Origin of the sequence: Pseudonocardia sp. ICBG1293, assembly GCF_020131355.1 — a bacterium.
In the GTDB taxonomy this organism is placed as follows: Bacteria; Actinomycetota; Actinomycetes; order Mycobacteriales; family Pseudonocardiaceae; genus Pseudonocardia.
In genome coordinates this window covers 294,257-312,950 of sequence record NZ_JAHLEL010000051.1, presented here as the reverse complement: position 1 = coordinate 312,950, position 18,694 = coordinate 294,257, and the positions used below count along the sequence as shown (strand labels likewise).

Genomic DNA, 18,694 nt, shown 5'->3' with positions numbered 1-18,694 from the left:
CGGGCGGGCCCGCACCGGCGACGAGCATGATCGTCTCCGGATGGGCGCCGTTGCAAGACGACACGACCTGCCTCACGTGCCCGCCCGGGCCTCCCCCCGTCCGGCGGCCACGGTGAGGACCGCGGACTCGATCGCGGCGCGGGCGGCCCGGTCCGGGGAACCGCCGATGCCGAACGAGTCGACGACCGAGGACCCCAGGGTCTCGACCCGGGCCCAGACGAGGTCGACACCGGTCCGTTCGAGCGCGGCGGTGACGTGGTGCAGCAGCCCGATCCGGTCGGTGCCGCGCAGCTCCAGCACGACCGCGCCGGTGGCCTCGTCGTCGAACCACAGCACCCGGGGCGGGGCGGTGCGCTCCACCTCCGGCGTCGACGGTGCGTAGTCGCGTTCCTTGCGGGCCAGCGCCTCGGCGAGGTCCAGCGACCCGGCTCGCACCCGCACCAGGTCCGAGCGGACCAGCGCCGGGTCGGGCAGCCCGCCGAACCGCGGGGTGACGGCGAAGGTCTCGACCGCGACCCCGTCGGTCACGGTCACCCCCGCGGTGTGCACCTGCAACGAGTGCAGGGCCAGCACCCCCGCGACCGCCGACAGCACGCCGCGCCCGTCGGGCAGCGCGACGGTGACGGTGGAGACGCCGTCCTCGCCGACGAAGCGGACCTGCGGCTCGCCCGCCGCCGTGACCGCGTCGACCATCTCCCGGTGGGCCGGGTCCGGCGGGCCGGGCTCGACGAACGGGCGGCCGTCGAGCGCGGACAGGCACCGCCCGGCCAGGCCCTGGATGAGGGTCCGCCGCCACGGGCTCCACACCCCCGGTCCGGTGCCGAGCGAGTCGGCCTCGGCCAGCGCGTCGAGCAGCTCCAGGAGCACCGCGACGTCGACGTCGCCCCGGCCGCCCGGTGCGACGGCCTCGCGCAGCGTGTCCAGCACCCGCGACACCGTCGCCGGGTCGTCCGGGTCGCGGCGGGTGGCGGTGTGCGGCAGCAGCAGGTGGTGGCGCACCATCGCCGCGAGCAGCACCAGGTCCCCCTCGCGCAGGCCGAGCCGCTCGCCGATCTGCCGGACCAGCGACTCCCCCACCACCGAGTGGTCGCCCCCGCGGCCCTTGCCGATGTCGTGCAGCAGAGCGCCGACCAGCAGCAGGTCCGGCCGCGCCACCCGGGTGGTGAGGCGGGCCGCCTCGGCGCAGACCTCGACGAGGTGGCGGTCGACGGTCCAGACGTGCGTGCGGTCCCGCGGCGGCAGGTCGCGCACCGCGCCCCACTCGGGGAACAGCCGGCCCCACAGCCCGGTGCGGTCCAGCGACTCGACGACGGCGACGGCCGCCTTGCCCGTCCCGAGCAGCGCGAGCAGCTCGGCCAGGGCGGTCCGCGGCCACGGGGCGCGCAGCTCGGGCGCGGTGTCGGCGAGCCGGGACAGCGTGCCCGCGGAGATCGGCAGCCCGGTGCGGGCCGCGGTGGCGGCGACCCGCAGGACCAGGGCGGGGTCCTTCGTCGCCGAGGCGTCACGGGCGAGCCCGACCTCGCCGGCGTGCTCGACGACACCGGAGTCCAGCGGCCGGCGCACCGGCGGGCGGCGGAGCGCGGCGAGTCCTCGACGCGGCAGCGCGTTGCGGGCCTGACGCAGCCCGACCTCGGTCGCGAAGGCGACCGCGCGCGCCGCCCCGGACAGGGCGCGGGCGAGGTCGAACCGGTCCCCGACGTCGAGGGTCGTGGCGATGTCGTCGGCCTCCTGGGCACGCAGGACGTCACGGGCCCGGCCGGAGAGCCGGTGCAGCTCGGTGCGCACGTCGAGGAGCAGGGTGCGGGCGGCGGCGACGTCGGGTCCCGGACGGTCGACGAGCTGGGCGGTGGCCAGGGCGTCGAGCAGCTGGACGTCCCGCAGGCCGCCGTGGCCGTTCTTCAGGTCCGGCTCGATGCGGTGGGCGACGTCGCCGTTGCGCCGCCACCGCTCGGTGGTCGTGTCGACGATCTCGTCGAACCGGCTGCGCATCCCGGCCCGCCAGGCCGCGCGGACGGCGTCGCGGACCTTGCCGGTCAGGGCCGCGTCCCCGGCGACGTGCCGCAGCTCCAGCAGCCCGAGGGCCGCCCGCAGGTCGGTGGCCGCGACCTGGACGGCCTGTCCGGGGGTGCGCACGGAGTGGTCCAGGCCGATCCCGGCGTCCCAGAGCGGGTACCAGAGCTTCTCGGCGAGGCCGTCGACGTCGGTCCGTCCGTCGTGCAGGAGCACCAGGTCCAGGTCGGACCAGGGGCAGAGCTCACGCCGGCCGAGGGCGCCGACGGCCGCCAGTGCCGTGCCGCCGCCCTCGCCGCCGATCCCGAGTGCCGTGCACCGGGAGGAGAGCCAGAAGTCGTGCAGGTCGACCAGAGCGGCCCGTAACGCCTCCGGGCCGTGGTGGTGCCGGCCGTTGGATTCCAGGAGGACCGATTTCGCCTTGACCAGGTCCGCGCTTCGCCCGACCCGAGGACCGTCATCGCCCCGCGCCACCCGCTTTCTGTTCTTCCGGGTCCGGAGCCTCGTGAGCTCCGATACCTGCCCTGTTGTCCGTTTGTGGTGCGGACGCCGGACGGCCCGCCGTGCTCCGGTCGGGAGCACGACGGGCCGTCGGCGGTGGTGCACGGGTCAGATGGCGTCGGCGCCGCGTTCCCCGGTGCGGACGCGGACCACGGTCTCGACCGGGGTCACCCAGACCTTGCCGTCACCGATCTTGCCGGTGCGGGCGGCCTCGACGACCGCGTCGACGACCTTGTCCAGCAGCGCGTCGTCGACGACGACCTCGACGCGGACCTTCGGCACGAAGTCGACCGAGTACTCCGCGCCCCGGTAGACCTCGGTGTGGCCCTTCTGGCGGCCGTAGCCCTGGACCTCGCTGATGGTCAGGCCGAGGACGCCGATCTGCTCCAGCGCGCCCTTGACGTCCTCCAGGACGAACGGCTTGACGATGGCGGTCACGAGCTTCATGGATCAGGCCTCCTGCTTCGCGACGGGGGTGGCCTTCGCCTCGGTGGCGGGCTTCGGCGAGGAGCCGAGGCCGCTGCCGCCGCGCAGGCCGGAGAACTCGTAGCCGGTCTCGGCGTGCTCGGCCTCGTCGATGCCGGCCTGCTCGGCCTCGTCCTCGACACGCAGGCCGAGGGTGAACTTGACGATGAAGGCGATGATCGTGGTGACGACCGCGCAGTAGACGATCGTGGCGAGCGCCGCGACGGCCTGGATGCCGAGCTGGCTCACGCCGCCGCCGTAGAACAGGCCGTTGGTCTCGTCGGGGGCGATGTCGGTGGCGAAGAAGCCGATCGCCAGGGTGCCCCAGAGGCCGGCGACCAGGTGGACGCCGACGACGTCGAACGAGTCGTCGTAGCCGAGCTTGTACTTCCAGCCGACCGCGTAGGCCGACAGCGCACCGGCGATGACACCGATGGCGAGCGCGCCCAGCGGCGAGACCGAGGCACAGGCCGGGGTGATCGCGACCAGACCCGCGACGATGCCGGAGGCGGCGCCGAGCGAGGTGGCCTTGCCGTAGCGGATCTTCTCGATGATCAGCCAGCCGAGGATGGCGGCCGCGGTGGCGGCGATCGTGTTGGTGAAGGCGTAGGCGGCGGCCCAGTCGGCGGCACCGGAGGAACCGGCGTTGAACCCGAACCAGCCGAACCACAGCAGACCCGCACCGAGCATGACCATGGTCAGGTTGTGCGGACGCATGGCCTCACGCGGCCAGCCGCGGCGCTTGCCGAGGACGATGCAGAGCACGAGCGCGGCGACACCGGCGTTGATGTGGACCGCGGTACCACCCGCGAAGTCCAGCGCGCCCAGCGAGGTGGCGATCCAGCCCTGCTCCAGGTCGAACACCCAGTGCGCGATCGGGAAGTAGACCAGGGTGGCCCACAGGCCCGCGAAGAGCATCCAGGCGCCGAACTTCATGCGGTCCGCGGCGGCACCGGCGATCAGCGCGACGGTCAGGATCGCGAACATCGCCTGGAAGCTGACGAACGCCAGCTGCGGCAGCGACTCCGCGGCCTGGTCGTTGGCCAGGATCGCGGTGAGGCCGAAGTAGGCGAACGGGTCGCCCAGCAGGCCGCCGCCCAGATCCGGGCCGAAGGTCATCGAGTAGCCGAAGAGGATCCAGAGCACGCCGACGAGGCCCAGCGAGCTGAAGCACATCATCATCATGTTGAGCACGCTCTTGGACCGGGCCTGGCCGCCGTAGAACAGCGCGACCCCCGGTGTCATGAGCAGTACGAGCGCGGCGCTCGCCAAGATCCAGGCGGTGTCGCCGCCGTTGAGGGCCTCTGCAGGCACTGTTCCTCCTGTGTCCGTCCATCTGGCTGACTGGGGAGGAAGAATGGTGAGCCCGTGTTTCGCATTCGACGCCTGTCCGTTTCCTGACGGTTAACAGGGCGGCCGGACAGATGACGGTTGCGTTACCGAACCGGATCCGGGGAACCGAAGGTCATCCGATTGGTCCGGTTCGTGATGTGGCGCACGGCGCGGGCCGCCGCCGGGCGGCGGCCCGCCCGGGCGTCAGTCGAGCAGTGCCTCGACGAAGGCGGTGGGCTCGAACGGGGCCAGGTCGTCCGGGCCCTCACCGAGCCCGACGAGCTTGACCGGCACCCCCAGCTCGCGCTGGACGCGGAACACGATGCCGCCCTTGGCGGTGCCGTCGAGCTTGGTGAGCACCACCCCGGTGACGTCGACGACCTCGCCGAACACCCGGGCCTGGGTCAGCCCGTTCTGCCCGGTGGTGGCGTCCAGGACGAGCAGCACCTCGTCGACCCGGGCCTGCTTCTCGACGACCCGCTTCACCTTGCCGAGCTCGTCCATCAGGCCGGTCTTGGTGTGCAGCCGGCCCGCGGTGTCGAGCAGGACCGCGTCGACCCCGTCGTCGGTGCCCCGCTTGACGGCGTCGAAGGCGACCGAGGCCGGGTCGGCGCCCTCGGGCCCGCGGACCACACCCGCCCCGGATCGCTCGCCCCAGGTCACGAGCTGCTCGGCGGCGGCGGCGCGGAAGGTGTCGGCCGCACCCAGGGTCACCCGGTGCCCGCCCGCGACCAGCACCCGGGCCAGCTTCCCGGTGGTGGTGGTCTTGCCGGTGCCGTTGACGCCGACGACCAGCAGCACCGCGGGGCGCCCGTCGTGCGGCAGCGCGTGCACGGAACGGTCCTGACCGGTACCGAGGGCCTCCACGAGCACGTCGCGCAGGGCGGCGCGGGCCGCATCGGGGGTGCGCACGCCACGGGTCGCGATCTGCTCGCGCAGCTTCCCGACGATCTCGGCCGTCGTCTCGGGGCCCAGGTCGGCCTGCAGCAGGGTGGCCTCGACGTCCTCCCAGGAGTCCTCGTCGAGGTCGCCGGCACCGAGCAGCCCCAGCAGGCTCTGGCCGAGCCCGGAGCGCGAGCGGGACAGCCTGCCGCGCAGGCGGCCGATCCGTCCCTCGGCGGGAGCGATCTCCTCGGTGGGGGCGCCGGGGGCGACCTGCTCGGTGGGCGCGTCCGCCGCGGGGGGTGCCGGGATACGTTCGGTGGTCGCCCCCGCCGCGGGGGGCGCCGTGGCCCCGGTGCCGGCCTCGGGGCGGCGCAGCTGGCGGGTCGCCGGGTCCTTGCTGGCCTCGGCGGTGTCGATGACGCGGCCGTCGCCGGGGGTGCCGGTGACGGTCCCCGTCTGCTCGGTCGGGACGGTGGCGCTGCTGGGCGGCGCCGTCGAGGGGACCGGCGGCGCGGTGCTGACCGGGAGGCCACCGGGCGGGGTACGCGCCTCGGTGGCGCCGTCGACGACCGGCGTACCGCCGGGTGGGGTCCGGACCTCGTCGGCGGTGGGCGCCTCCTCGGCCGGCGGCGCCCCGGCCGGTGCGCCCGGAACGGGTGCGGCGCCCTCGTCGGGGCGGGGCCGCTCCGGGGTCCCGGCCGGGCCCGAGGTGAAGTCGAATCCGCCACCGGCCTGGTAGCTGCCGCCCCGCTTCGGCGGCTCCCTGTCGGTCCCGTCGGTCTCGAGCTCGCGTTGCCGGTCGTCCTCGCGCAGGCTGATCCGCCGCCGGCGGGCGATCACCAGCCCGGCGACGACGGCGATCAGCAGCACGGCCACGACGACCGCGACGACGATCCAGATGGTCTGCGTGGTCACCCGTGCAACCCTGCCACGCCCGCTCGCGCTCCCGCCGGTCGCGTCGGGGGCCGTTCCGCGACCGGTACCCCCGGGCCGGGCGACGCGCGCCGGCCAGCCCGGCCGCCTGTGGCTAGGAGACCGGACGCAGCCGCTGGGAGATGACCTGGGTGATGCCGTCGCCGCGCATGGAGACGCCGTAGAGGGCGTCGGCGACCTCCATCGTCGGCTTCTGGTGGGTGATGACGATGAGCTGGCTGGTCGTGCGCAGCTCCTCCATCAGCGAGATGAGCCGGCGCAGGTTGACGTCGTCCAGGGCGGCCTCGATCTCGTCCAGGACGTAGAACGGCGAGGGCCGGGCCCGGAAGATCGCGACGAGCAGCGCCATCGCGGTCAGCGAGCGCTCACCGCCGGACAGCAGGGACAGCCGCTTGACCTTCTTGCCCGGCGGGCGGGCCTCGACCTCGATGCCGGTGGTGAGCATGTCGTCGGGGTCGGTCAGCACCAGCCGGCCGTCGCCGCCGGGGAACAGCGTCGCGAACACGGTCTCGAACTCGGCGGCGACGTCGTGGTAGGCGGTGGTGAAGACCTCGAGGATCTTGTCGTCGACCTCGCGGACGACGGTGAGCAGGTCGCGCCGGGTGTTCTTGAGGTCCTCGAGCTGGGTGGACAGGAACCTGTAGCGCTCCTCCAGCGCCGCGAACTCCTCCAGCGCGAGCGGGTTGACCTTGCCGAGCAGCGACAGGTCCTTCTCGGCCCGCTTGAGGCGGCGTTCCTGGGTGGGCCGGTCGAACGGGCCCGGCGGCGGCGCCGAGACCTGCTCGCCGCGCTCGCGGGCGGCCTCGTACTCGGCGGTCTCGGCGGCCGAGGGCGGGACCGGGACGTCGGGCCCGTACTCGGCGACGAGGTCGTCGACGCCGATGCCGTGGTCGCCGAGGATCTTCTCGGTCAGCTGCTCCAGGCGCATCCGGGTCTGCTGGCGCACCATCTCGTCGAGGTGCACGGCGTCGGTCAGCTTCTCCAGCAGCGCGGTCAGCGCCGTGGTGGTGTCGCGGGCCTCGGTGTGCGCGCGTTCGCGCTCGGCGCGGGCGGCCTGGACCTCGTCGCGCTCGGCGGCCGCGGCGGCCAGGGACCGCTCGATGCGCTCGGCGGCGACGTACCCGGCGTCGACGACGAGCCGGGCGACCTCGGAGGCCCGTTCCCGTTCGGCGGCCGCGGCGGCGGCGCGGGAGCGGGCGACCCGCTCGCCGTGGGCCTGGCGGCGCAGGGTCTCGGCACGCCCGGCGATGGCGCGGGCGCGCTCCTCCGCGGTGCGCAGCGCGAGACGGCACTCGACCTCCTCGGAGCGGACCTCCTCCACGCGCTCGGCGGCCTCGTCACGCAGCTCGGTGTCGGGCTCGTCGTCGACCGGGGCGTCCGAGGCGAGCGAGAGCTGGTGCTCGGCGGCCTCCAGCTCGATCAGCGAGTCCGAGCGCCGCTGCTCCACGGTGTCGCGACGCTCGCGCAGCCGCTGGGCCTCGGCGCGGGCGGAGGTGACGACCTGCTCCAGCCGTCCGAGCTGGGCCGCCCCGGCCGAACGGCGCCGCTCGGCGTCGGCGACCGCGGCCCGGGCCGCGGTCAGGTCGGCCCCGCGGGCGGTCTCCTCGGCGCGGGCACCCTCGGTCGTGGGGCGCAGCGACTCCAGCTCGGCGTCCACGGCGTCGCGGGCGGTGACCGCGTCGTCGACGGCGGCCTGCAGCTGCAGCGCCCCCTCCCCGGCGCCGGTGCCGCCGCGGGCGGTGTGCGCGGTCAGCAGGTCCCCCTCGGCCGTCGCCGCGGTCAGCCCGGGCCGGGCGCCGACGGCGGTGGCCGCCTCGTCGAGGTCCTCGACGACGACCACCCCGGCCAGCAGCTCCCCCAACGCGCCCGCGAGCGCGGGCGGGGCGGTGACCAGCGCGGCGGCCCACCGCCCGGCGGGCGGGGCGTCGTGGGGCACCGGGAGCGGCACCCGCTCCGAGCCGGATCCGTTCCCGGCGGCGCCCACGAGCAGGGCGGCCCGGCCCGCGTCGCCGGTGCGCAGCGACCGCAGGGCCTGTGCCGCGGACCCGACCGAGTCCACCGCGACCCCCTCGGCGACCTCCCCGAGCGCGGCGGCGACCGCCGCACGCCCGGACGGCTCGACCTCGACGAGCTCGGCGACGGCACCCAGTACCCCGCCGTCGCCGGAGGCCAGCAGGGCCCCGGTGCCGTCCCGGCGGACCAGGCCGACCTGCAGGGCGTCGACCCGGGCCCGCCAGTGCGCCCGGCGCTGCTCGGCGTCGCGCTCGGCGGCGACCAGCTCGGCGACCCGTTCGGCGGCGCTGCGGTGCGCCGCCTCGGCCTGCTCGACCCGGGCGGCGAGCGCCTCGGTGTCGGCCTCGTCGCCGGAGACGCCGAGGGACTCCCGCGCGGACTCCAGCTCCGCCTCGGCCTCGCCGGTGCGCGCGGTCGCCTCGGTCAGCGCCTCGGACAACCGCTCGATCTCCTCGGCGGTCGCGGCGACGCCGGAGCGCAGCGCGTCGGCCTTCCCGGCGAGGGTGGCGATCCCGGCGCGGCGGTCGGCGACGGCGCGCACGGCCGCGAGGTGCTCGCGCTCGGCGGCGGCGAGGGTCCGCTCGCGCTCGGCCTTCTCGGTGACGACCTCGTCGAGCCGGCGGCGGGCCTCGGCGACCGCGGCGACCAGCTCCTCCTCCTGCTCGGCGACCGCGTCGGCCTCGGCCTCGGTCTCGTCCGGGTCGCGGCCGGGGGTGCGCCCGGACTCGACCGAGGAGGTGAGGTGGCGGACGCGTTCCTCGGCGAGGCGCACGGTGCCGCGCAGCCGCTCGGCCAGCGCGGACAGCTGGTACCAGGTGTCCTGGGCGACCTGCAGCCGCGGCGCGTCCGCGGCGAGTGCGGCCTCCAGCTCGCCCTGGCGCCCGCGGGCGACGTCGAGCTGCTCCTCGACCTCGGCGCGGCGGCGCCGGGCCTGCTCCTGCGAGGCCTCCTCGCGGTGGGTCTCCTCGGACAGCGTCACGTAGTCGTCGGCGGCCAGGCGCAGCCGGGCGTCGCGCAGCTCGGTCTGCACGGCCTGCGCGCGGCGCGCGATCTCGGCCTGCCGTCCCAGCGGCTTCAGCTGGCGGCGCAGCTCGGCGGTGAGGTCGGTGAGCCGGGTGAGGTTGGCCTGCATCGCGTCGAGCTTGCGCAGCGCCTTCTCCTTGCGCTTGCGGTGCTTGAGGACCCCGGCGGCCTCCTCGATGTAGGAGCGGCGGTCCTCCGGCTTGGACTGCAGCACCCCGTCGAGCTGGCCCTGCCCGACGATGACGTGCATCTCGCGGCCGATGCCCGAGTCGCTCAGCAGCTCCTGCACGTCCAGCAGCCGCGCGCGCGAACCGTTGATCTCGTACTCACCGGCGCCGTCGCGGAACATCCGCCGGGTCACCGAGACCTCGGAGTAGTCGTTCGGCAGGGCTCCGTCGGAGTTGTCGATCGTGAGGGTGACCTCCGCGCGGCCCAGCGCCGCCCGGCCGGACGTCCCGGCGAAGATCACGTCCTCCATCTTGCCGCCGCGCAGTGCCTTGGCCCCCTGCTCGCCGAGCACCCAGCTGATCGCGTCGACGACGTTCGACTTGCCCGAGCCGTTCGGCCCGACGACGCAGGTGATCCCGGGCTCCAGGCGCAGCGTGGTGGCCGAGGCGAAGGACTTGAAGCCCTTCATCGTCAGCGTCTTCAGGTGCACGGGCGGGGCTCTCCAGGGGCGCGGGGGTCCACAGGGTAGCGGGGCGGGCCGCCGCGCCCGGCGGCCCGCCCGGACACCTCAGGGGGTGGGCGCCGAGGCGTTGACCAGCCAGCGGACGCCGAAGCGGTCGGTGAGCTGACCGAACTCGTCGCCCCACGCCTGCTTCTCCATCGGGACGTCGACCACGCCGCCATCGGCGAGCCCGGCGAAGAAGCCGCGCAGCTTCTCCGGGTCGTCCCCGGACAGGCTGACCGAGATGCCCGACGGGGCGCCGGTCGGCCGCTGCGGGTCCCCGTCGGACGCCATCAGGGCGAAGCCGTCGGGGGTGCCGAGGTAGGCGTGCATCACGCCGTCCGGCGGCGGGACGGGGCCCTCGGCCCCCATGTCGCCGAAGGTCATGACCTGCAGCTCGCCGCCGAGCACGGAGCGGTAGAACTCCATCGCCTCGCGGGCGCGGGAGTCGAAGTGCAGGTACGGGTTCATCTGGACGGGCATCGCGGCCTCCCGGGTGGTGTGGGTCGAGGGGTGGACCCCCGGGAGCGGCTGAACTGAGCGTTCAGGCCTCGACGAATCCCGCGAATGCGCCGGACGGCTCAGCCCACTGCTCCGACACCGCGGTGACCCGGCCCGGCGTCCCGTCACCGCGGAGCAGCTCGAGCAACCGCTCGCAGGCCCCGCGGTCACCCTCCGCGGTCACCGCCACCCGACCGTCGGAGAGGTTGCGGGCCTGTCCGACGAGGCCGAGCTCGAGGCCCCGTGACCGGGTCCACCAGCGGAAACCGACCCCCTGCACCTCCCCCTGGACCCATGCGATCAGCCGAACGGTCGAATCTGTGTTGCCACTCACAGTACTGGTACGTTACCCGACCGTGACCCGACGACGCACACCGCGCGCCGCGAGCGCCGTGCTCGGCGGGGTGGGGGCCGGCGCCGTGCTGGCCATGACCGCCCCGCTCGCCGCACCGGCGCTCACCGCAGCGGGCTCGCCCGACGCCGAACGCCCCGGCGGGCCGGTCTCGGACACCCGGCCGCTCCGGGCGGTCGGCGCCGCCCACGCGACGACGGCCCCGGCCCCGGGCGGTGACGGCGCCCCGGTCGACGGCGCCGCGCTCGTCCGCGGTGCGCTCGCCGCGGCCCCGGCCGACCCGGGCTCCTCCGCCCGGACCGCGCTCGACGCGCTCTCCGCGCACCAGGCGGCCACCGCTGCGGCCGCCACCGCCGAGCCCGCCACCGGCCGCACCGCCGGGCAGGCCCCCGCGGCCCGCCCCACGGTCCCGTCGGCGAGGGGTGTCGTGGCCGGGCTGTCCGGCGAGCTCGCCCGCGTCGTGGAGCTGACCAACGCCGAGCGGGCCGCCGCCGGCTGCGGTGCGCTGCGGGCCGACCCGCGGATCAGCGCCGCCGCCCAGGGACACAGCGAGGACATGGCCGCCCAGGGCTACTTCGCCCACGACAGCCGCGACGGGCGCGACTTCGCCGACCGGATCACCGCCGCCGGCTACGGGTCCCCCGGCGCGGAGAACATCGCGATGGGCCAGCCGGACGCCGCCACCGTGGTGGCGGACTGGATGGACTCCCCCGGACACCGCAGGAACATCCTGAACTGCTCGCTGACGACGATCGGCGTCGGTCTCGCCGACGGGTACTGGACCCAGGACTTCGGCCGCTGAGGGGCGCGCCGCCTCAGCCGTCGAACCGGTACCCCATCCCCGCCTCGGTGATCAAGTACTTCGGCCGCGACGGCACCGGCTCCAGCTTGCGGCGCAGCTGGGCGAGGTAGACCCGCAGGTAGTGGGTCTCGGTGCCGTACTGCGGGCCCCACACCTCCCGCAGCAGCCGCCGCTGCTCCACCAGCTTGCCGCGGTGGCGCACCAGCAGCTCCAGGATCCCCCACTCGGTCGGGGTCAGGTGCACCTCGGCGCCGTCGGCGCGCACGACCGTCTTCGCCGCGAGGTCGACGGTGAAGTCCGCGGTGCTCACCACGGCCTCGCCGTCGACGGACGACACCGCGGCGCGGCGCACCGCGGCCCGCAGCCGGGCCAGCAGCTCGGCCATCCCGAACGGCTTCGTGACGTAGTCGTCGGCGCCGGCGTCCAGCGCCCGGACCTTGTCGCCGGAGTCGGTGCGCGCCGACAGCACGATCACCGGTACCGGGCTCCAGCCGCGCAGCCCCTCGACGACCTCGGTGCCGTCCAGGTCGGACAGCCCCAGGTCGAGCACGACGACGTCGGGGTGCCCGTCCGCGGCCGCCCGCAGTGCGGCCGCACCGTCGGCGGCGACCAGCACCGTGTAGCCGTGCGCGGTGAGGTTGATCCGCAGCGCGCGCAGGATCTGCGGGTCGTCGTCGACGACGAGCACCCGTACGCCGTTCCCACCCCCGTTCACCGGGTCACCCCCACCGGCGCGGCGGGCAGCGACACGACGACGGTGAGCCCACCGCCCGGGGTGTCCTCCGCGGTCAGCTCCCCGCCCATCACCACGGTCAGCCCCTGCGCCACCGACAGCCCCAGCCCCAGGCCGGACGTCGCGTCGCGGTCGCCGAGGCGCTGGAACGCGGCGAACAGCGCATCGCGCTCGCGCGGGGCGACACCGCGCCCCCGGTCGACGACACGCAGCTCGACCCGGTCGGAGTAGGCGCTGGCGCGCAGGACCACCTCGGTACCGCCGTGCCGCAGCGCGTTGTCCACGACGTTGGCGAGCACCCGGTCGAGCAGGCCGGCGTCGGCGAGCACGTCGGGCAGGTCCTCGCCGATCTCCACGCGGACCCGGTCGGCGCCCTCCAGCCCGAGCAGCGCGGTGGCGGCGACCTCGTCGTAGCCGACCGGGGCGAGCAGCGGGGTCACCGCGCCCGCGGCGAGCCGCGAGGAGTCGAGCAGGTTGTCCACCAGACCGGTGAGCCGGTCCGCCGACTCCTCCACGGTGGCCAGCAGCTCGGCCCGGTCGTCCGGGCCGAGCGGGAGGTGCTCGTCGCGCAGGCTGCCCGCGGCGGCCTTGATCGAGGTGAGCGGGCTGCGCAGGTCGTGCCCGACCGCCGAGAGCAGCGCGCCGCGGGTCTCGTTGGCGGCCGCGCGGCGCTCGGCGTCGGCCGCACCGGCCTCCGCGCGCTGCCCGCGCAGCGCGAGCAGCGCCTGTCCGCCGACGACCTCCAGCAGCCTGCGGTCGGCCGCGGGCAGCGCGCGGCCGGTGCCGACCAGGTGCAGTCCGGGTGCGACCACGACGTCCACGTCGGCCCGCTCCGGCCGGTCGCAGGCCCCGGCGGCGCCGGTGCACGCCACCCGTCGCCACACCCGGTCCTCGCCCTGTTCGAGCAGCGCCACCGAGCGCAGCGCCCAGGTCTCGCGGACCCGGTCCAGCAGCCGCGGCAGCGGGTCGGACCGGGTCAGCACGGTCCGCGCGAACGACGCCAGCAGCGCCGCCTCCGCCCGGGCCCGCGCCGCCTGCTCCGCGCGCCGCGCGGCCCGGTCGACGACCAGCGCCACCAGCACCCCGACCAGCAGCATCGCGGCGACGGTGATCACGTTGCCGGGAGTGGCGATCGCGAGGGAGTACAGCGGCGGGGACAGGAAGAAGTTCAGCAGCAGCCCGCCGAGCAGCGCCGCGAGCAACGCGGGGCCGAGCCCGCCGGCCAGGGCGGCGAGCACGGTCGCGAGGAAGTAGAGGACGACGTCGGTGGACAGGTCCACCCAGTCGGTCAGCGCGATCCCGAGCACGGTCGCCGCGGCCGGGCCGAGCACCGCGGCCGTCCAGCCGAGGGCCTGCCGCCCCGGGGTGAGCCCGCTGCGCAGCCGTGGCAGCCGCAGGGCCCGCCCGGCGGCGGAGTGGGTGACCATGTGCACGTCGATCGGTCCGGACTCCTGCACCACCCGCGCGCCGATCCCGGGGTCGAACACCCGGGCCAGCCGGGAGCGTCGGGACGTGCCCAGCACCAGCTGGGTGGCGTTGACGCCGCGGGCGAAGTCGAGCAGCGCGTCGTCGACCGACTCCCCGACGACGGTGTGGACGCTCGCACCGACGCCCTCGGCCATCCGCCGCACCCGGTCCGCGGCGACGACCGGTGCCCCGGCGCGGCCGGGGGCCAGGCCGTCGCCGCGCAGCACGTGCACGGCCATCAGGTCCGCGCCGCCGGAGCGCTTGGCGATCCGTGCCGCCCGCCGCAGCACCGTCTCGGACTCCCGGCCGCCGGTGAGGGCGACGACGACCCGCTCGCGGGTCTCCCACACGTCGGAGACCTGCTGCTCGGTGCGGTAGCGGCGCAGCGCGACGTCGACCTCGTCGGCGATCCACAGCAGTGCGAGCTCCCGCAGCGCGACCAGGTTCGGCACCCGGAAGTAGTGCGCGAGCGCCGCGTCGACGCGTTCGGGCGGGTAGACGTTGCCGTGCGCGAGGCGCCGGCGCAGGGCCTCGGGGGTGATGTCGACGATCTCGATCTGCTCGGCGCGGCGCACCACCTCGTCGGGGACGGTCTCGTGCTGGCGGGCGCCGGTGATCGTCTCGACGACGTCGCCGAGGGACTCCAGGTGCTGCACGTTCACGGTGGAGATGACGTCGATGCCGGCGTCGAGCAGCTCCTCGACGTCCTGCCAGCGCCGGGCGTGGCGCGAGCCCGGGGCGTTGGTGTGGGCCAGCTCGTCGACCAGCACGACCTGGGGACGCCGGGCCAGCACCGCGGCGAGGTCCATCTCGTGCAGCTCGGTGCCGCCGTGCCGGACGGTGCGCCGCGGCACCACCTCCAGGCCCTCCAGCAGGCCCGCGGTGCGCTCGCGCCCGTGGGTCTCGACCACCCCGACGACCACGTCCGCGCCGCGCCCGACCCGCCGGTGGGCCTCGCCGAGCATGGCGAAGGTCTTCCCGACCCCCGGTGCGGCGCCGAGGTGGATGCGCAGTTCTCCCCTCACCCGGCCATTGTGGTCCCGCCCCACTACCGCGCGTCCCGCACGGACAGGTTGAGTTCGGTGACGTTCACCCGTGGCTCGCCCAGGAAGCCCAGGGTGCGGCCGCTGGTCGCCCCGGCGACGAGCTGCTCCACCCGGTCGAGCGGCAGCCCGGTGACCCGGGCGACCCGGGGTGCCTGCAGTGCGGCGTAGGCCGGACTGATGTCGGGGTCGAGCCCGGACGCGGACGCGGTCACCGCGTCCGGCGGGACGGCGGCGGGTGCGACGGACTCGCGGGCGGCGATCGCGGCGCGGCGCTGCTGCACCGTCTCCGCCAGCCCGGAGTCGAAGCCGCCCTTGTTCGAGGCGCCGGACGTCGTGGTGTCGGCCGGGCCGAGACCCAGGTCGGCCTCCGCGGTCGCCGAGGGGCGGGTGTGGAAGTACGGGTCGGCCGCCGGGTCGGCCGCGACCGGGTCGATCCCGATGAGCGACGAGCCGGTCCCGCCCGGCAGCACCGAGCCCTCCGCGGCGGTGGACAGCCCGGGGATCCGGGCCACCCCCCAGATCGCGAGCGGGTACACGATGCCGCAGAGCACCGTCAGGACGAGGAGCACGCGCAGACCGGTCGCGGTCTGGCGGCGCAGGGTGGTGAGCATCAGATCCCCGGGACGAAGCGGACGAGCAGGTCGATCAGGAAGATCCCGACGAACGGGGTGACGACCCCGCCGAGGCCGTAGATCAGCAGGTTGCGCCGCAGCAACGAGGCCGCCGACGACGGCCGGTACCGCACCCCGCGCAGCGCCAGCGGGATCAGCGCGACGATGACCAGCGCGTTGAAGATCACCGCGGACAGGATCGCCGACTCCGGCGTCGCCAGGCCCGTCACGTTGAGCAGTCCGAGCGACGGGTACAGCGCGACGAACATCGCCGGCAGGATCGCGAAGTACTTCGCGAGGTCGTTGGCGACGGAGAACGTCGTCAGCGCGCCGCGGGTGATGAGCAGTTGCTTGCCGATCTCGACGATCTCGATGAGCTTGGTCGGGTCGGAGTCCAGGTCGACCATGTTCCCGGCCTCCTTCGCGGCGGAGGTGCCGGTGTTCATGGCGACGCCGACGTCGGCCTGGGCCAGCGCGGGCGCGTCGTTGGTGCCGTCACCGGTCATCGCGACCAGCCGGCCCCCCTCCTGCTCGCGGCGGATGTAGGCGAGCTTGTCCTCGGGGGTGGCCTCGGCGAGGTGGTCGTCCACACCGGCCTGCGCGGCGATCGCGGCGGCAGTGCGCGGGTTGTCGCCGGTGACCATGACGGTGCGGATGCCCATCGCGCGCAGCTCGGCGAACCGCTCGGCCATGCCGGGCTTGACGACGTCGGACAGCTCGATGACGCCGAGCACCCGCCCGTCGGTGCCGGTCGGCCCGGAGGCCCTGGCGACGACCAGCGGGGTGCCGCCGGCGTCGGAGACGGTCTCCACCAGCCGGTCCACCTCGGCGCGGTCGCCCGCGTGGGCCCAGTCGAGGACCGCGGCCGCGGCGCCCTTGCGGACGACGCCACCGGGGAGGTCGATACCGGACATCCGGGTCTGGGCGGTGAAGGGGACGAACTCGGCGACGGCCTCGGTCGCGTCGGCCTCGGGGGGCAGGCCGTGCTCGGCGGCGCAGAGCTCGACGATGCTGCGTCCCTCGGGGGTCTGGTCGGCGAGGCTGGACAGCCGCGCCGACCGCGCCAGCTCGTCGAGGTCGGTGCCCCCGACCGGGTGCAGCGCGGTGGCGCGCCGGTTGCCGAAGGTGATGGTGCCGGTCTTGTCCAGCAGCAGGGTGTCGACGTCGCCCGCGGCCTCGACGGCGCGCCCGGAGGTGGCCAGCACGTTGCGCAGCACCAGCCGGTCCATCCCGGCGATGCCGATCGCGGACAGCAGCGCGCCGATGGTGGTCGGGATGAGGCAGACCAGCAGCGCGGTGAGCACCAGCAGCGGCACCTGGGTGCCGGCGTAGGCGCTCATCGGCGCGATCGCGACGACGGCGAGCAGGAAGATGATCGTCAGCGCCGAGAGCAGGATGGTCAGCGCGATCTCGTTCGGGGTCTTCTGCCGGGCGGCGCCCTCGACCAGGGCGATCATCCGGTCGACGAAGGACTCCCCCGGCCTCGTCGTGATCCGCACGACGATCCGGTCCGACAGCACGGTGGTGCCGCCGGTGACGGCGCAGCGGTCACCGCCCGCCTCCCGGATGACCGGTGCGGACTCGCCGGTGATGGCGGACTCGTCGACCGAGGCGATGCCGTGGACGACGTCGCCGTCGCCGGGGATCGTCTCCCCCGCCTCGACGACGACCAGGTCGCCGAGCGTCAGCGTGGCGCCGGGGACCTGCTCCTCGGCCGCGGACGGGTCGGCCGGGTCGGTGCCCCGCAGGCGGCGGGCGACGGTGTCGCGCTGGGTGGCGCGCAACGATGCGGCCTGGGCCTTGCCCCGGCCCTCGGCGACGGCCTCGGCGAGGTTGGCGAACAGCACGGTGAACCACAGCCACACCGCGACGAGGAGCGCGAACACGCTCGGGTCGGCGACGGCGAGGACGGTGACCAGCACCGACCCGACCCAGACGACGAACATGACCGGGTTGCGGGCCTGCACGCGCGGGTCGAGCTTGCGCAGCGCCTCGGGCAGGGCGGCCAGCAGCCGGCCGGGCGCGAACGCCCCGGCGGCGACGGGCGCCGCGGTCGGCGGCGCCGCCTGCGGCTCGGTCGTCACGGACACGGGTTCCTCCGGCTCGGCACGGTGGTGGGTGGCGGTCACGACAGGGCCTCGGCGATCGGGCCGAGCGCGAGCGCCGGGAAGAAGGTCAGCGCGGAGACCAGCAGCACGGTGCCGCCGACCAGGCCGGCGAACAGCGGCCCGTCGGTGGGCAGGGTCCCGGCACCCGCCGGGACCCGGCGCTGACGGGCCAGCGAGCCGGCCAGCGCGAGCACGGCCAGCATCGGGACGAAGCGCCCGAAAAGCATCGCCAGTGCCAGCCCGATCTGGAAGAGGTCGCCGGTGGCGGTGAGCCCGCCGAAGGCGGAGCCGTTGTTGTTGGCGGCGGACGCCCAGGCGTAGAGGACCTCGGAGAAGCCGTGCGCCCCGCTGTTGCCGAGCGCGTCCGCGGTGCCCGGCAGGGCGATCGCCAGGCCCGCCCCGATCAGCACGAACGCCGGCATCACCAGGATCGACACCGCGGCGTAGGTGATCTCGCGCCGGCCGAGCTTCTTGCCCAGGTACTCCGGCGTGCGCCCGACCATCAGCCCGGCCAGGAACACCGCGATGACCGCGAGCACGAGCAGGCCGTAGAGCCCGGAGCCGACGCCGCCGGGTGCGACCTCGCCGAGCAGCATGTTCAGCAGCGCGACGCCGCCGCCCGCGCCGGTGAGGCTGTCGTGGGCGGCGTTGACCGCGCCGGTCGACGTGCCGGTCGTCGACACCACGAACAGCGCGGAGCCGGGGATGCCGAAGCGCACCTCCTTGCCCTCCGTCGCACCGCCCGCGGCGAGCGCGGCGGGCCCGTTGGGGTGCAGCTCGGCGAGCCAGGTCGCGGCGAGGAACAGCGCCCACAGTCCGGCCATCACCGACAGCAGCACCGCGCCCTGGCGCACCCGGCCGGTCAGTACGCCGAAGGTGCGGGTCAGCGCCACCGGGACGACCAGCAACAGGAAGATCTCGAGCAGGTTCGACAGCGGGCTCGGGTTCTCGAACGGGTGCGCGGAGTTCGCGTTGAGGATGCCGCCGCCGTTGGTGCCGAGCTCCTTGACCGCCTCCTGCGACGCGGCCGGGGCGAGGGCCAGGGTGTGGCTGCTGCCGTCGACGGTGGTGACGTCGACGCCCGCGCGCAGCGACTGGACGACGCCGGTCGCGACGAGCACCACCGCGGCGACCGCGGCCATCGGCAGCAGGATGCGGGTGACACCGCGGACGAGGTCGACCCAGAAGTTGCCGATCCGGCCGTCCTCCTGCGCCCCCTGCCCGTGGGCCACGGACCAGGGC

At 75.3% G+C, this 18,694-nt stretch carries 13 protein-coding genes; 1 reads left to right on the top strand and 12 read right to left on the bottom strand.

The window, feature by feature from the left end:
- Window positions 1-72 precede the first annotated feature (72 nt).
- The 7 genes from KPF47_RS27435 to KPF47_RS27405 form a co-directional block, all read right to left on the bottom strand.
- The gene (locus KPF47_RS27435; protein WP_224391715.1) at window positions 73-2,484 is read right to left on the bottom strand and encodes a [protein-PII] uridylyltransferase; all 2,412 of its coding nucleotides are present in this window, start codon (window positions 2,482-2,484) and stop codon (window positions 73-75) included.
- A 135-nt stretch (window positions 2,485-2,619) separates the two neighbouring features.
- Window positions 2,620-2,958 (bottom strand): P-II family nitrogen regulator, encoded by a 339-nt coding sequence (locus KPF47_RS27430; RefSeq protein ID WP_224391714.1) that lies wholly within the window; start codon window positions 2,956-2,958, stop codon window positions 2,620-2,622.
- Window positions 2,959-2,961: 3 nt separating this feature from the next.
- Entirely contained in the window at window positions 2,962-4,290 is a 1,329-nt protein-coding gene (locus KPF47_RS27425; RefSeq protein WP_224391713.1) for an ammonium transporter, read from the bottom strand.
- A gap of 222 nt (window positions 4,291-4,512) precedes the next feature.
- Complete coding sequence (gene ftsY, locus KPF47_RS27420) at window positions 4,513-6,108, bottom strand: signal recognition particle-docking protein FtsY (RefSeq protein ID WP_224391712.1); 1,596 nt, start codon at window positions 6,106-6,108, stop codon at window positions 4,513-4,515.
- 112 nt (window positions 6,109-6,220) lie between these two features.
- Complete coding sequence (gene smc / locus KPF47_RS27415) at window positions 6,221-9,820, bottom strand: chromosome segregation protein SMC (RefSeq protein WP_224391711.1); 3,600 nt, start codon at window positions 9,818-9,820, stop codon at window positions 6,221-6,223.
- 78 nt (window positions 9,821-9,898) lie between these two features.
- The gene (locus tag KPF47_RS27410) at window positions 9,899-10,315 is read right to left on the bottom strand and encodes a VOC family protein (protein WP_224391710.1); all 417 of its coding nucleotides are present in this window, start codon (window positions 10,313-10,315) and stop codon (window positions 9,899-9,901) included.
- A 61-nt stretch (window positions 10,316-10,376) separates the two neighbouring features.
- Window positions 10,377-10,667: an acylphosphatase gene (locus KPF47_RS27405; protein ID WP_224391709.1), complete on the bottom strand. Its 291-nt coding sequence runs from the start codon at window positions 10,665-10,667 to the stop codon at window positions 10,377-10,379.
- A 22-nt stretch (window positions 10,668-10,689) separates the two neighbouring features.
- Here KPF47_RS27405 and KPF47_RS27400 point away from each other — a divergent pair, with 22 nt between their 5' ends.
- Entirely contained in the window at window positions 10,690-11,487 is a 798-nt protein-coding gene (locus KPF47_RS27400; RefSeq protein WP_224391708.1) for a CAP domain-containing protein, read from the top strand.
- Between the two features lie 13 nt (window positions 11,488-11,500).
- Here the strand turns inward: KPF47_RS27400 and KPF47_RS27395 are convergent, their stop codons facing one another.
- The 5 genes from KPF47_RS27395 to kdpA are packed head-to-tail and all read right to left on the bottom strand — an operon-like array spanning window position 11,501 to window position 18,684.
- A complete protein-coding gene (locus tag KPF47_RS27395; RefSeq protein WP_308015508.1) occupies window positions 11,501-12,202 on the bottom strand; it encodes a response regulator in 702 nt (233 codons plus the stop codon).
- Window positions 12,199-14,712, bottom strand: a complete 2,514-nt coding sequence (locus tag KPF47_RS27390; RefSeq protein WP_224391707.1) for a DUF4118 domain-containing protein — start codon at window positions 14,710-14,712, stop codon at window positions 12,199-12,201. Before KPF47_RS27390 ends, KPF47_RS27395 begins: the two co-directional genes overlap by 4 nt.
- Before the next feature lie 23 nt (window positions 14,713-14,735).
- Window positions 14,736-15,344: a potassium-transporting ATPase subunit C gene (locus KPF47_RS27385; RefSeq protein ID WP_224391706.1), complete on the bottom strand. Its 609-nt coding sequence runs from the start codon at window positions 15,342-15,344 to the stop codon at window positions 14,736-14,738.
- Window positions 15,344-17,434, bottom strand: a complete 2,091-nt coding sequence (gene kdpB / locus KPF47_RS27380) for a potassium-transporting ATPase subunit KdpB (protein ID WP_224391948.1) — start codon at window positions 17,432-17,434, stop codon at window positions 15,344-15,346. Before kdpB ends, KPF47_RS27385 begins: the two co-directional genes overlap by 1 nt.
- Before the next feature lie 35 nt (window positions 17,435-17,469).
- Window positions 17,470-18,684, bottom strand: coding sequence for a potassium-transporting ATPase subunit KdpA (kdpA, locus tag KPF47_RS27375; RefSeq protein ID WP_374108900.1), 1,215 nt, complete (start codon window positions 18,682-18,684; stop codon window positions 17,470-17,472).
- Window positions 18,685-18,694 lie beyond the last annotated feature (10 nt).